This is a genomic window from Vibrio chagasii (assembly GCA_041879415.1).
GTDB lineage: Bacteria > Pseudomonadota > Gammaproteobacteria > Enterobacterales > Vibrionaceae > Vibrio.
Genome location: CP090851.1, coordinates 687,479 through 702,272, shown reverse-complemented (window position 1 = coordinate 702,272; position 14,794 = coordinate 687,479). Strand labels below are relative to the sequence as shown.

12 protein-coding genes and 1 riboswitch are annotated in these 14,794 nt (G+C 44.2%); of the genes, 6 read left to right on the top strand and 6 right to left on the bottom strand.

What is annotated here, in order from left to right; translation table 11 throughout:
* Positions 1–156: 156 nt before the first annotated feature.
* The 4 genes from mukB to cmoM form a co-directional block, all read right to left on the bottom strand.
* Positions 157–4,614: a chromosome partition protein MukB gene (mukB, locus tag L0991_03150; protein XGB63073.1), complete on the bottom strand. Its 4,458-nt coding sequence runs from the start codon at positions 4,612–4,614 to the stop codon at positions 157–159.
* Entirely contained in the window at positions 4,611–5,405 is a 795-nt protein-coding gene (mukE, locus tag L0991_03145) for a chromosome partition protein MukE (GenBank protein ID XGB63072.1), read from the bottom strand. The genes mukB and mukE overlap by 4 nt, the downstream gene beginning before the upstream one ends.
* Positions 5,386–6,723, bottom strand: coding sequence for a chromosome partition protein MukF (gene mukF, locus L0991_03140; protein XGB63071.1), 1,338 nt, complete (start codon positions 6,721–6,723; stop codon positions 5,386–5,388). The genes mukE and mukF overlap by 20 nt, the downstream gene beginning before the upstream one ends.
* Before the next feature lie 125 nt (positions 6,724–6,848).
* The gene (cmoM, locus tag L0991_03135) at positions 6,849–7,634 is read right to left on the bottom strand and encodes a tRNA uridine 5-oxyacetic acid(34) methyltransferase CmoM (protein ID XGB63070.1); all 786 of its coding nucleotides are present in this window, start codon (positions 7,632–7,634) and stop codon (positions 6,849–6,851) included.
* 115 nt (positions 7,635–7,749) lie between these two features.
* Here cmoM and elyC point away from each other — a divergent pair, with 115 nt between their 5' ends.
* The gene (gene elyC, locus L0991_03130; GenBank protein ID XGB63069.1) at positions 7,750–8,604 is read left to right on the top strand and encodes an envelope biogenesis factor ElyC; all 855 of its coding nucleotides are present in this window, start codon (positions 7,750–7,752) and stop codon (positions 8,602–8,604) included.
* Between the two features lie 103 nt (positions 8,605–8,707).
* Here elyC and torR read toward each other — a convergent pair whose 3' ends face one another.
* Positions 8,708–9,421, bottom strand: a complete 714-nt coding sequence (gene torR, locus L0991_03125; GenBank protein XGB63068.1) for a two-component system response regulator TorR — start codon at positions 9,419–9,421, stop codon at positions 8,708–8,710.
* Positions 9,422–9,677: 256 nt separating this feature from the next.
* Here torR and torD point away from each other — a divergent pair, with 256 nt between their 5' ends.
* The 5 genes from torD to L0991_03100 all read left to right on the top strand — a co-directional run bounded on the left by torD (position 9,678) and on the right by L0991_03100 (position 13,799).
* Positions 9,678–10,325, top strand: coding sequence for a molecular chaperone TorD (torD, locus tag L0991_03120; protein XGB63067.1), 648 nt, complete (start codon positions 9,678–9,680; stop codon positions 10,323–10,325).
* Between the two features lie 316 nt (positions 10,326–10,641).
* On the top strand, positions 10,642–11,646 hold the full coding sequence (purR, locus tag L0991_03115; protein ID XGB63066.1) for an HTH-type transcriptional repressor PurR: 1,005 nt from the start codon (positions 10,642–10,644) through the stop codon (positions 11,644–11,646).
* 170 nt (positions 11,647–11,816) lie between these two features.
* Positions 11,817–11,902, top strand: a riboswitch (cyclic di-GMP riboswitch).
* Positions 11,903–12,029: 127 nt separating this feature from the next.
* Complete coding sequence (locus L0991_03110; protein ID XGB63065.1) at positions 12,030–12,620, top strand: TfoX/Sxy family DNA transformation protein; 591 nt, start codon at positions 12,030–12,032, stop codon at positions 12,618–12,620.
* A 133-nt stretch (positions 12,621–12,753) separates the two neighbouring features.
* The gene (locus tag L0991_03105; protein ID XGB63064.1) at positions 12,754–13,434 is read left to right on the top strand and encodes a TVP38/TMEM64 family protein; all 681 of its coding nucleotides are present in this window, start codon (positions 12,754–12,756) and stop codon (positions 13,432–13,434) included.
* A gap of 47 nt (positions 13,435–13,481) precedes the next feature.
* Positions 13,482–13,799, top strand: coding sequence for a DUF2007 domain-containing protein (locus L0991_03100; protein ID XGB63063.1), 318 nt, complete (start codon positions 13,482–13,484; stop codon positions 13,797–13,799).
* A gap of 126 nt (positions 13,800–13,925) precedes the next feature.
* Here the strand turns inward: L0991_03100 and L0991_03095 are convergent, their stop codons facing one another.
* Entirely contained in the window at positions 13,926–14,723 is a 798-nt protein-coding gene (locus L0991_03095; GenBank protein ID XGB63062.1) for an alpha/beta hydrolase, read from the bottom strand.
* Positions 14,724–14,794: the final 71 nt, after the last annotated feature.

Below are 14,794 nucleotides of genomic sequence, written 5' to 3'. Positions count from 1 at the left end.
GTGGTTTTGTGCGTGTGACTTCAAACAAGTTCTATTGAGATTAACCATAAGGTATGAGTGGTCTTATCAGTTGTTCAAAAAGGCTAGATTCGAGATATAAAAAAGCCCCTACGATGAGGGGCTTAAAATTAGTAGAAGTAAGTCAGCTTCTGCTTATTATTCAGTTTCTTCGATAAGCTCTTGAACTGGAGAGGCTGGCTTATTCTGAGCAAATCCGCGCAGACCAACAACGTGTACGTGTTCGTGATCTTTGAAGACCTTACGTACCAGTTTGTAAGTTGTACCCTTCTCTGGGCTGATGTTCTCTGGCGCTGCAATCAGAAGCTGCATACCTAAACGGTCACACAGTTCAAACAGTGTAGAGATAGACTTCGCATCCAGACGTGCTGCTTCATCAAGGAACAACAAGCGACATGGAACAATATCTTTGCTACGAAGTCGACGAGACTCTTCTTCCCAGCTCTGAACCACCATCAGTAGGATAGATTGACCAGTACCAATTGCCTCACCGGTAGACAGTGCGCCCGATTCAGCTTGTAGCCAACCATCCGAACCACGGTTAACTTCAACACTTAGCTCTAGGTAGTTACGGTAATCCAGTAGCTCTTCACCCAGAACCTGCGGAGAACGTTGGCCCATATCGATATGTGGATTCACACGTTGGAACAACTTCGCCATCGCTTCTGAGAAGGTGAAACGAGTCGTTTCGAACAAGTCTTTATGCTGCTCTTGTTGAGTCGCTAGGCCTGATAGCAAGATTTCATGACTTTCACGGATCTTAACGTTCAGACGTACGCCCTTAACCTGACCAAAGTAAATGTTCGACAGACCTTGGTTTAGCATTCGAATACGGTTCTGCTCGCGCTGAATCGTCTTCTTAATGATGCTTGCTACCGACTCAGAGCTGATTGCGAGACGGTTTTCACGCTGCGTCAGTTCTTCTGTTAGTCGAGCTAGCTCAACTTCCATCTCTTCAATTGCTTCAACCGGATCATCCGTATGAATGATGTCTTGGCGAATACGCTCGCGAAGATGTTGGTATACCGCAATGTAGAACAGAACCTTACGCTCTGGATGTGCGTTATCTTCAGATAGGCGCAGTGAATCGCGTAGGTCTTCATTGTCAGCCACAGCCAGACGCAGTGCACCCAGTGATTTATCCGACATTGAGCGAAGTTCACCAGCTGTTAGGTAAGCCAGTTCACGCTTGTGTAGACGACGTTCAACGTCATTCTCACGAGCTAAACGCAATACTGAACACCAACCTGCTTTTGCTGCAACAACGAAGGTACGAAGCTCTGTGTACTCTTTCTGTACTTTCTTAAGACGCTTAGCCAGTGCTTTCATCTCAAGTTCAGTTGAGGTAATCGTGCGTTCGTATTCGCTCTTACGGCTACGAGAAGTATGCAGACGCTCTTGAAGTTCATCACGACGACGAACCGCGCGCTCTTCAGCACCTTCATCAGCGTTCACGCCGAACTCTTGAAGCTCTTGTTTGAACTCTTGAACAGTCTCTTGCTTCGCCTGATGCGAGCTCTTCAGCGCTGCCAATACTTGGTTGTACTGGTTCATCTGTTCGCGAGCTTGCTTCAAGCCATCGCGGCCTTTCGCACGAGCTTGTTCTGCTTGAACCAGTTTTGCTTTTAGTTGCTCACTCAATTCACTGCTCTTGTTAAGCAGGTCAACTGAGTCTGCGTAGGCAAAGTAGTGACGACGTTCAATCAGATCAGACAGTGCGAACACTTTGCCTTTTAACGTTTGCAGCGCGTTGTCCGCTTGGCGATACTCTGCTTCCAAAGCTTCAAATTGCTCTGGGTCAGCGTCTAGTGCAGAAACGATTTGCTCTAGTGACGCAAGTGCTTTGCCATGAGTGTTCAGGTAAGACTTAGCTTCGCTCAGGCGTTCTAGTTGTACTTCTAGTTCAGCCAAGCGCTCAGCTAATGTTTCGTCTTCTAGAATACGAACCATAGGCGCTAACTTATCAAGCGCAGCAATCGCCTGTTTACTTTGTTGAAGCTGGCTACGTTGCTGTTGCTCTTTCGAATCCAGTTCAGCCAATGAACGTACAACTTGGTTACGTTTCTCACGAACGACTGCAAGTGCTTGCTCTGGATCTGCATTAAACGCAACGTGCAGGTGCTTCGCTACAAAGCTGTTGAATGCTTGGTATAAACGGTTCAGTTTTTGAGAGTCAAACGCAGCTTTCGCGTGATTCTCAACAACCACATCGCGCTCTTCACGCAGTTTCTCTAATCGCTGCTCACGAGCTGCACGACCAAACAGTGGGATCTCAGGAAAACGAGAGTAACGCATTTGGCGATCGTTCAATTGAACACACACCGCGCCTTCTAACTCATCGGCATTGAATGAGCTGTCATCAAACGCATCTACATCACCTTCAAGGATGTAAAGGTCTTCAGGACAATCATCAAGATCAATCAATTTCTCTTTAATGCCATCAAGATCCGAAACCACAATCGCGTGACGAGCCGGACCATACATCGCACTGAAGTATGGTGCGTCGCCAATCGTGATGTCGTCGTAGATCTCAGAAAGCAGCACGCCACCAAGGGTGTCAGCTAAACCTTTCAAACGAGGATCATTTGAACCACCCGGTGATGCTAGACGCTCGATCTCTTGCTCAAGTTCAGCTCGGCGCGTTGCCAGTTGATCTTTAGCCACCGCTTGAGATTTTTCATATTCAAGCACTTGCTGCATTTGCGTCATCACAGCTTGGCTATCTTCTAGCTCAGCTTCGGTTTGATCTCTCAACGACTCAAGTACATCGTTTGCTGTGATCCACGCAGGAGCAATTGACTCAAGTTTTTGAATCTCTTGATCGTGGTTTTGCTGAACACGACGTTGCTCACTCTTCGCTTCACGCAGCTCTTCTTGAGCATACTCAAGCGTTTCGATCTGCATGACATGACGTTCACGTTCTTCTTCGAAAACCGCTTCGTCAGTCAGTGAAATGTTGTGTTGCTTTTGGTATTCAGTTGCTAGCTCTTTCGCTTGACGTTGCTGCGCTACGTCACGAGCCATATCGCGGTGCTGAGCACGCCATTGCTGTTCGTTTTCAACAACATGTTTAGCGTTGCGGCCTTTTTCTAGAGCTTGCTTAGCGCTATGAGACGCTTCTTTACGCTCAACGTCACCAACAATGCTCTTAACCAAAGACAGCGCTTTGTCGAACTGTGCCGAAGCTGCAGAAGACATGTCTAGCTTATGCTTCGTTGCCAGTAGAGTCTGTGTGCTTGATTCTTCTTGTGCTTTCAGCTCAGAAACTAAAATTAACGCACTTTCTGCAGTAATCGATTCATCACCCAGTAACTGCTTGGTTTTCTCTAGTGCTTGAACCGCTTGCTGGTATTGAAGTGCGCGTGTCTGCTGAACATCCAACGCTTGTTGGTAATCAGCAAGCTGAGTTTTCAAGCTATCCACTTCTTCTTCGGTGATAGTTGCCTGCTCTTCAGCAAGAAGTACTCGCTCTTGAGCTTCCTCAACCACCATCATCTGCTCTTCTAGACGCTCATTAAGCTCTTCTAGATCTTCGCTATAGCGAGCAATTTTCTCTTGCTGACGAAGTGCAGTTTGAACCAATTGAAGATGATCCGATGCCGCTTGGTAGTCTTGCTCTAGCGCTGATTCTTGATCCACCAGCAGTTCAAGCTCTTCTTGAACGCGATCCAACAGGTTGTTTTGCTCAAGTAAAGTTTCACGCGAACCAAACAGCTCACCACGGAACTTCATGGTTTGATCAAGCTTGTTGCGACGATCGTTCGCATGGCGCATATAGTCTGCTGCCACGTAGTTGGTCGATTCAGTGATCAAGTGCTTGAACAAGTCACGATCCGACTGAGTTGTCTTGATCGCTTCTAGCGTCATGCGGTTCTCACGCAGTGCCGATTCCATATCTTGGAATGCTTTCTTCACACCACCATTTTGCGGCAGAAGGTAATCACGCAGAGAACGTGTAATTGCGCTTGAAATACCACCGTAAAGTGATGCCTCAATCAGGCGGTAGAACTTAGAACGGTCGCCGCTATTACGCAGTTTCTTCGGTACCACACCGTATTCGAACATCTGCGAGTGGTAATCCACAATCGAAGAAAACGCTTTGAAGTGTGCGCCTTCGTATTGTGCAACTGCGGCTTTGACATCATTTAACTGACATACACGTGCGTGGCTGTCTGAAACGTTCTGGATAAGCACATCAGTTGGTTTTACATGGCTTGGAAGGCCTTGGATAACGAACGGCTTGATGTCTACTTTCTTGTCACGACCAGCAACTTGCTGCAGTTTTACTGCAAACAGTAGGCGCTGGTTGCGAGAGTTCACCACATCCAGCGCGGCATAACATGCGCCTGGCTGAAGCTTACCGTAAAGGCCTTTATCACGAGATGACTGTGAGCTACCCGCTTCCGTGGTGTTACGGAAGTGCAGAAGGCTTTGGTCAGGGATAAGTGCTGTAATGAATGCCGCCATTGTGGTCGACTTACCTGCACCGTTACCGCCAGAAAGCGTTGTAACCAATCCATCAATATCAAAAGTACGAGCGAAGAAGCCGTTCCAGTTGACCATGGTTAATGATTGATACTTACCTCTTTCAATCATGCTTCACCTTCTACTTTTGTTTGTTCGCCGTCGTTTGACTCAAGGTCAAAGTCAGCTTGATCGTTAAAAATATCTTGTTGACCGTTTTCATCTACATCTGATGCTGCTTCAGCTTTCTCTTCATTCAACAAGCTACCTTGGTTAGGTTCTTGAGTATGCACCACAGCCTCACCATCACGGATAAGACGCAGTTGAGCTTCTTTCATGTCATCGCCAACACGTACGTCCGCACCAAAGCGGAATACCGCTTCGCTGATACGGAATTTGCCCGTTTCGCCAATCGCAATCAACATGCCGATACGACGTAGGCGACGTAGAGAAGTACGTACTTTTTCAAACAGTTTTTCTTTGTCTAAATCAGAACCAGAGGCACGGTTTGTTGCTAGCTTCATGAGTTTTTTCTCATCTGCTAACGCCATTAGCTCTTCAAACAACTCTTGGTTAGTGAAGATACCTTCGTGAGCTAAACGTTCTGGGCTCAGGTACAAGAAACACAATACCTTACCAACAAGCATGTCTAACTCAGACAACACACTACGACCGATCAGAGACGTAGAACGTGGACGCAGATAGAAGAAACCTTCCGGTGCTTTCACAAGTTCTGTGTTGTAGCGTTGGTAGAAATGCTGAAGCTCAACTTCAAAATCAGAAAGTAACGCGTGGTTATCTAGGTCTTCTGTTGAAATATGCTTGCCTGAACGCAGCATGCTGTCTAGCGCAGGGAACAGTGGGTTCGCTATCGCTTTTACCAGTTTCTCTGGCATGTAATCATCAGTACTTGTTAATGACATTGGCTTGTACCTTTGCACCGAAATCGTTGATTGCCTGCCAATCTGGCTGAATAGCCTGATAGTCAGACTCTGAGTAACCTAAGCGCACCGCTTGGTCGACAACAATTCTGGCTAAATCAAAATGGTGTGTGCGAGGGTGTTCAGCGAGGTAATCGCGTAACACAAGGCCAAGATCGATTGGCGCACCTTGCTGTTTGTGAGCTTTCAACATATCTGCGATTTTTTCAGACAACAGATCGTTCACTTGCTCAAATTCTTCGTACTCTACGTCGAGTGGCGCTTGTCCTGTTACTTCGTCATCACGAAGCACTAGTGCTTCATCACGAAGGTCGGTTAGCTTTTCAGCATCGGCATACGTCAGTAGCCAAGGCGCATCAAAATATTCAGTCACAGATTGACGTAGGCGTTGGCTGAAGGCACGGTTCTTATCCATATCAATCGCGGTACGGATAAACTTGTGAACGTGACGGTCATAGCCGATCCACAGGTCAATTGCTTGTTGGCCCCAACTTGTGATTCGGTCGAGCTTCATTTGCAGACCAAACAGGGTTTCGCCAACAAACTCAAGTTCGTCGTCACCGTAGACTATTTCTTGGATATCGAGGATCTGCGTTTGTAGTTCGTCACCTGCCGCTTGCAAGGTGTCTTGCAGCTCTTTTAGCGTGGCAGAGGTTTCTGACAGCAAGACTTCACAGTTGTTGATCGCCTCACGCCAATCTTTATTAAGAAGGTCGGCAATCTGCTGTTTCACAGTCTGTTGCTGCTCATCCATAACACGTTGGTTAAGATCAATCTGATCGAAAATTTCACCAACGGAATACTTGAGCACGCCGTAAACGTTCTTTCTCCAATGTCCTGGCGTTCCACCTTTTTGGGCAGCTTCAATGGCTTTTGCCATTTCGTCCGCAACCATAGAAAGTTGGATAGACAGTTTTAATTTAGAGAACTGACGGTGACGTAAATAATAATCTGAGATACCAATAGCCAACGGGGACAAGCGGTAGATGCTTGCGCCATCGGTAATTTCGCTGGTAAAGCGGCTAATCAGCTTCTGTTTAACCAACTCATTGATTGCGTTATTAGCACGAAACGCTGACGCTTCACCAGTATCTTCAAACAGTCGAGTGACGATAGTAAATGCATCATGCAGCTCACCCTCGCCCAACTCTTCATCGAACCTTTCATTGCTTAATACTGCGATAGCAATCAAAAATGCTAAGCGCTCTGGCGGCAAGTTTAATGAAAAATCATGCTGCTTGACCCAGCCCACCAACTCATCAATTGGCTGCTCTTCGGCAGTTTGAGTCATTTCACTCATTGTGGTTCCTGTTACTGTTCTTCGTCATATCGCATACGTTTGATATGACGCCTATTTCTTTATAACGCGGGCTTGTTACGATTGCATAGCGCATGTTGTGGCTTCTTTTACCACATTCATCACTGTTATTGCGCAGGTTTTTGAGCCCAAACGTGAATATAACGGCCTAGTGACAGATATGGCTCTTGGCGGCATAGCTGCTTTTCTAGTTCCAATACATCTTCAAATTGGTAATCGCCCATGTACTCCATATTGCCTATGTAGTCACTGAAGGAGCGAATGCCAGATTTACCACAGATTTCTAGACCAGCGTCTTCTATCCATTGGTAAACCTCTTCAGGCTTCAAGCCTTTTTGTGGTTGCAGCTTAAACCGTTTTCGATGTGGCATCCCATTCAATACATGAGGAATGTTGCCACAAATCACATTTTTCAGGACTAATCCGTGGTGGTTGTAAAACATTATCGAGGCAACACCACCTGGTTTAACTTGTTCAAGTAGAAAATCGAGTGCTTCTTTAGGGTCGGCTAGCCACTCCATAACAGCATGAAACATCACAAAATCGACTTTATCGTCGAGATGCTCTGCCACTTTTTGTACTGGGGAATGGATAAACTCATATTGCTCTAACAGCCCCGCTTCGGTGATCCCTTCTTGAGCCAGCTTTAGCATCTCAGAAGAGAGATCACATAGAGAAACTTTATGACCAAGTGCCGCAATTTTTTGCGACATCTGTGCCAACCCGCCTCCGGCATCAAGCACATGCAGTGGAGAAGCAGAATCTTCAAACTTGCTCAAAGCTTGTTCTAAATCTTCCCATACGATGATCTGACGGATCTCTCCTTTGTCGGAGCCGTAAATATTTTTTGCAAATTTGTGGGCAATATCGTCGAAATTACGGTCTTCAGTCACAGCTACTTGAGTTATTATGTCCTATCGTGCCTGCTATTCTGTCACAGGAATTTCAGGAATAAAGAGGCGATGTCTCTTTTTACTACTAAGTGATGTTTTTTCGGACTATTCGGATATGTTTGAGCTGAAAAAAGTAGTGTCTTCATTACTGATGCCACTACCAGCAATGTTAATTCTCGCATTTCTGGGCTTAGCCCTAGTGATGTTTACTACTAAAAGAAAGACTGGTTGCTTAATTACCCTCTCTGCCCTCTGTGGCATTTTCCTAATCGCTTTCCAACCAGTTTCTAGTCAACTATTAATGCCAATGGAAAGGCAGCACTCTGCATTTTTACCGGTCGACGAGACTGTCGATTACGTGATGGTTCTTGGTAGCGGGCACGTCGTTGACGACCAGATCCCACCAACATCTGAACTGAGCCGTACAGGCTTGATGCGTTTAAGTGAAGGGATTCGTATTTTACGCCTCTACCCTGGCGCTAAACTGATTTTGTCTGGCTACGGTGCTGGTACAGAGGTCAGTAACGCAAGAATGATGGCTAAGGTAGCCTTAGCACTTGGAGTGGCAAAACCTGACATCATTTTACTGGAAACAGCAAAAGATACTTGGGAAGAAGCTCGCCAAGCAGCAGCGTTCGTGAAAAACAAAAAGATGGTGTTAGTGACATCAGCAAGCCACATGACACGTGCTTTGAACGAATTTAATGCAGCAGGTATGAAACCATTGCCAGCGCCAACCAACTACCTTGCTCAAGACGGCATAGTAGAACCTTGGAACAAATACATGCCTAAAGCGATTTATCTTGAACAGACAGAACGTTACTGGCACGAGACGATGGGATTAGTTTGGCAAAGCCTACGCGACTGGTTAGATACCAGTAGTGATGTTGCTGAAGAGCCAATCTTAGTACCTGAAGCTTCTAGTTTAGCTGAAGACGACAACGCCATTTCGGCAGCACAGCCTCAATAGGCAAACGACATAAAATCCCAAAATAATAAAAAAGCCGAGACATCAATGATGTCTCGGCTTTTTAAGTTTGAGTTCTCTTGCTGACTAAGAGTTCTTAAAGAGTTTAGTCACCAGCAAACATGTAACCTTCACCGTGCACTGTCACAAAAATTTGTGGGTTCTTAGGGTCGAACTCCATTTTTGCACGCATACGACGAATCAGTACATCAATAGTACGGTCATTCGGCGCGTCAACACGGTGGCTAATCATATTAAGAATACGTTCGCGGCTTAATACCTGATTAGGGTAAGAAGACAGTGCAACCAATAATTCATATTCAGCTTTCGTCAGTTTTACCGGCTCGCCGTTTTTGCTTAACGCACGACGAGGGATATCAAATGTCCACTCACCAAAACGAACCACTGACTCATCTTGTGACTCTTCAGCCTCGCCTGCTGTCGTTTTACGAGCAGCAGAAATACGCCAAAGTAGATTTTTAACTCGAACTAATAACTCGCGAAGTTCGAAAGGTTTAGTAACGTAATCGTCAGCGCCCATTTCAAGGCCAACAATTTTGTCAATGCTATCCGTGCGTCCAGTAACTAAAATAATTCCAATGTCAGATTGACTGCGTAATTCGCGAGTTAGCATCAATCCATCTTCGCCTGGTAAGTTGATGTCCAGCATAATGAGGTCAACGTTGTTTTCTTCTAACACGCTTCTCATTTGAGCACCGCTCTCGGCCTCGCTAACTGTGTAACCTTCGTTCTGGAAATAACCAACCAGTTTACTACGGGTCACCACATCATCTTCTACGACTAATACGTGATAGCTCATCTACACCACTTTTCTTATTTAATAGTTTCGGTGACTATTCTATTCATAACTAGTAACAATTCTAGTGGTACTGAAGATAAATGCCAGAAACATGGATTTTTTTTGATACAAGACAATCTTAAACCTTGCTATTTGTCGTCTAGCACAATTCAATATAGGCATTACTACTAACGAGTAACTTTGCATTTCGCAAATAACCTCGTCATCAGCCTTGGTGTGCGAAAAGACACCACAAGACTAAATCAGGATCTATGTAATGAAAGATACGAAAGCGTTCAATGAGCAAAGAGCAGAAATTTACTGGTGGCTATCAAGCTTATTCGCCAAAGAGCTCACTCAAGACGAACTTGACCACTACCATTCTGTTGAAATTCGTTCTTTCTTAACTGGTTTAGGCGAAAATGAAACTCTAAAGCCTGCTATTGATAAGTTAGTTGATGCACTGAACCGCCTACAAACTCGCGAAGATGCACAACTAGAACTGTCTGCTGACTTTTGTGACCTTTTCCTAAAGACGGATAAGCATGGCGCCCTTCCTTATGCCTCAATGTACATCGGTGAAACTGGCCTATTAAACGATAAGCCAGCGAAAGAGATGGAAGAGATCATGGCTAAGCACAGCCTAGTGGTTAACCAAGATCTAAAAGAACCAGCAGACCACATCGCTATCGAACTCGACTTCTTAGGTAACCTAATCATTCGTTCTAATGAAACAGAATCAGAAAAAGAACTAGAAAAATCGTTCGAAGTTCAGCAACAATTTATCGAGCAACAGCTATTAACTTGGATCCCGAAATTCAACGTTAAGTGTCACGATGTTGATGAATTCGGTTTCTACGCTGCTGTCTCTTCTCTGCTAATGGCTTTCTGTCAATTAGATGCTCAATATTTAGCTGGTGAATAAGCTTAACTGATGACTAGGTAAATAAATTCCGTAGAATGTGACAATTCACCCGGATTTCTGGGTGAATTGTATTGCGAGTATTTTCTAGTCAGTCTAGAATTGTGACCGCAAACGATAAAATATGAAACATTCACGAAATGCTATGCTTATTAAGTTCAGAGCATTTCGGTGTTAAAACAAGCCGCTCACTAGCGGTTTTTTGTTTTTTAACACTTTAGTACCCAAAGAGCCCTACAAATTTAAGCTCTTAGTTAGGTAGCTTAACGGCTACTTCACTCCGTACTTTGGGGAAAGTAGCTTCTAATAGGATAAAACCATGGCCACTATAAAAGATGTCGCTCGCTTAGCAGGCGTATCAACCACAACCGTTTCTCACGTAATCAACAAAACACGTTTTGTTGCAGAAGCGACTCAAGAAAAAGTAAATAAAGCGGTAGACGAATTAAACTATGCACCAAGTGCTGTTGCTCGTAGTTTGAAGTGTAATTCAACACGAACGATCGGCATGCTAGTGACTCAATCAACAAACCTATTCTTCTCTGAAGTTATCGATGGTGTTGAGAGCTACTGCTACCGTCAAGGCTACACTTTGATCCTGTGTAACACTGGTGGTATCTATGAGAAGCAACGTGACTACATTCGAATGCTTGCAGAGAAACGTGTAGATGGCATCTTAGTTATGTGTTCTGACCTAACTGAAGAACTGAGAGAGATGTTAGATCGTCATGCTGACATCCCTAAAGTAGTCATGGACTGGGGTCCAGAGAGTTCTCAAGCAGATAAAATCATTGATAACTCTGAAGAAGGCGGCTACCTAGCGACTAAATACCTAATCGATCGCGGTCACTCAAAGATTGCTTGTTTAAGTGGCCACTTAGACAAAGCAGCGTGTGTTGAACGTATCGCTGGTTACAAGCGTGCTCTAGAAGAAGCAAACATCACTGCAAATGACGACATGATCATCGAAGGTAACTTCGAGTGTGATACGGCAGTACTTGCGGCAGACAAGATTGTTGAGATGGAAGAGCGCCCTACGGCAGTATTCTGCTTTAACGATACGATGGCACTCGGCTTAATGAGTCGCTTACAGCAAAAAGGCATCCGTATCCCAGAAGATATCTCTATCATTGGCTACGATAACATCGAATTGGCGGAGTACTTCTCTCCACCATTGACCACCGTTCACCAACCGAAACGTCGTGTCGGTAAGAACGCATTCGAAATTCTGCTTGAGCGCATAAAAGACAAAGATCATGAAAAACGCGTCTTCGAAATGCACCCAGAAATTGTTGAACGTAGTACAGTTAAAACGTTAAATTAACTGATAAATTGAGTTTATTTTCATCAAGCGCACCTTTGGGTGCGCTTTTTTTATCAGCAGACAAAATAAACCTAGTTTCATATAATAAAGATCATTAATTGAAGCAATGTCACACTTTGAAATATCAAGTGTGAGCCTCATTCAACAAAAACTTTATTCTATTCAATCAGTCACGCACAGGGCAAATCACTTGAAAAGGTGAGACGCAAAGCTTCCGGCCTAAACCACTCGTTGGTATGGTAGCGGGGTTACCGATGGCAAAATGCAGTAACTACTAATAATTTAGTAATTTACGGCTTATTGACAATGTAATTGCAACATTTTGCTAATCTCTCGGACCTGCTTATTTGGTGGCGTAGTTCAAATACACCGAGATAAATAACATGGATAAACCGATACTAAAGGACTCAATGAAGTTATTTGAGCCCCTAGGAAAAATAAAATCACGCTCAATGTTTGGTGGATTCGGTCTTTTTGCTGATGACACTATGTTTGCTCTGGTTGTTAATGACCAGTTGCACATACGAGCAGACAAAGGCACAACAAAACAGTTCGAGCAACAAGGGTTTCAACCGTACGTCTACAAAAAACGTGGTTTCCCTGTCGTAACTAAATACTTCGCTTTACCAGAAGGCCTGTGGCAAGACCAAGAGAAAATCTTACAACTTGCAACTACGTCTCTGGGTTTTGCAAAAGAAGAGAAAGCTGAACAGTCCGCTGCTAAGCCTACTCGACTCAAAGACCTCCCTAACCTTCGACTCGCGACTGAGCGCATGTTGAAGAAAGCCGGGATTGATTCCGTAGAACGTTTATATGAATCTGGCTCTGTAAACGCATTTAATGCCATCAAGGAATCTCATACGTCCTCTGTCAGTATTGAACTGCTTTGGGCATTAGAAGGAGCGATCAATGGCACGCATTGGTCGGTTATTCCACAGCAACGTCGCGAAGAGCTTATCAGTCGCGTCAATTAACATTGTCAGTACACCCTTTTTTATACAACTAAGCCGCATTTCTGCGGCTTTTTTTATATCTAATGAAAGTTAATCTATGCTTTGCCTGTCTATCTATACTAATGGTATGCATTGAAAATTTGAGGAAGTATCAATGAGTAAGAAAATGATATTGGGTATTGTGCTAGTCGTGACGATTGTTTTATTAGGCATCAACTTTGGTCAATACCTCACGTTGGAAAATGCCAAAGCACAACAAGCCGTGTTAAACGACTATATAGAAAGTAACTTTATTGTGGCTGCTGCGACTTACTTCATCGCGTATGTATTGATCACCGCCTTCTCTATTCCAGGGGCTGCAGTTGTGACACTACTTGGTGCTGCTCTATTTGGATTTTGGAACAGCTTACTTTTGGTTTCTTTCGCCAGTGCGATCGGCGCAACTCTTGCCTTTTTGAGTAGTCGCTACTTACTGCGTGACTGGATACAAACTAAGTTTGGCGATAAACTGACCACGATTAATAAAGGTGTCGAAAAAGACGGTGCATTTTACTTGTTCTCTTTACGCCTTATCCCTGTATTTCCGTTTTTCCTTATCAACCTGCTAATGGGCTTGACGCCGATGTCGGTGACTCGCTACTACGTAACAAGCCAAATCGGCATGCTGCCAGGTACTGCTGTATTCTTAAATGCTGGTACTCAACTCGCAGAAATTGATTCGCTTTCAGGTATCGTTTCACCTTCTGTACTATTGTCATTTGCATTACTAGGCGTATTCCCAATTATTGCGAAATGGTTGATGAGTAAGTTTCGTTCAGCGCCTGTTGCTGAATAATTTATAATAACTAAATAACGCAGATAGCCGAATAAGGTTCAATTTCAATGAAAATCTTCAGTGCATCGAATCCGACAGAAGCGCACATCATCTGCGGATTGTTAGAAAGTGAAAATATTGCGTGTGAAGTCCGTGGTGAAGGTTTGTTTGGTTTGAAAGGGGAAATCCCATTCTCAGAAGAAACTGACCCTTATGTGTGGTTATATGAGCCAGAAATGGCCACTAAAGCCCGCACAATCGTTAATGACTATCAAAAGCAACAAGATTCCATCATCTATGAAGAGTGGCGCTGCAGTGAGTGTCATGAAGTGAATGAAGCACAATTTGGTTCATGTTGGCAGTGCGGAGCAAACTCTCCTGAATAAATGAACTTAATGAAGCTCTAGCTGTTTCACCCGATACCTCCTCTAAACAAAAAAGGGAAGCTAACAATAGCTTCCCTTTTTTTCGTCAACTCTGTTCAATGATTAGTTCAGGTCACTGACTTGAAATCATTGAATTTGCTTTTGGATAAACTCGATAGAGTGCTGATTAAACTCTTCTGGATTTTCAACATTGCAAACATGACCACAGTTTGCAATTTCGACCAGTTCACTCGACTCATGCGCCTCAACCATCTCTTTAACGGGCTTGATGAACATGTAATCACGCTCTCCCATCAAGTAGAGGGTTGGAATTGGCAATTCGCGGTCTTTGAAGTACTTCATTAGAGGGTTCACATCAGCCGTCAATATAAACCAACGCTTAAACTCTTTTTGACACAGTTTTTTGGCTTCACGGATAAATAGGTGACGAGACTCTTTTTGACTTTTTTGTGGCATTACGATGTAAGCAAAAAGACTATAAAGCCACATGTAAGGAATGATGTGTTTGCTTAGGTTTCCGAGTTTAACTAATACCTGAGAGCGAGTATTGAGTTTAGTCACTGCACCGCCCAATACCATGGAACGAACACGCCCTGCCGCTAGCTCTGCAATATTGCGGACGATGATAGTCCCTAATGACATACCAACGAAATGCGCCGAACGAATTTTTAGATGATCGAGCACTTTAAGGATATCGAGAGTAACCGCTTTAAATGTGTAACGATTCGACATCAGATCTTTAAGGATATTGTCTGATTTACCGTGCCCTCTCAAATCAATGAGCAGCAAATTGAAATGTTGTTTATACGCCTTGATCTGCTTGAACCAGATTGAGGAGCTACCTCCAGCGCCATGCACAAATACCACCCACTCATCGCTCGTAGGGTGAGTAAATGTTTTATGAAATAATAAACTCTCAGACATACCTATCGCTTTAATTATTAATATGGAGCTATGCCTCATCACAAGGCGATGACTAAGGATATCACGCAATT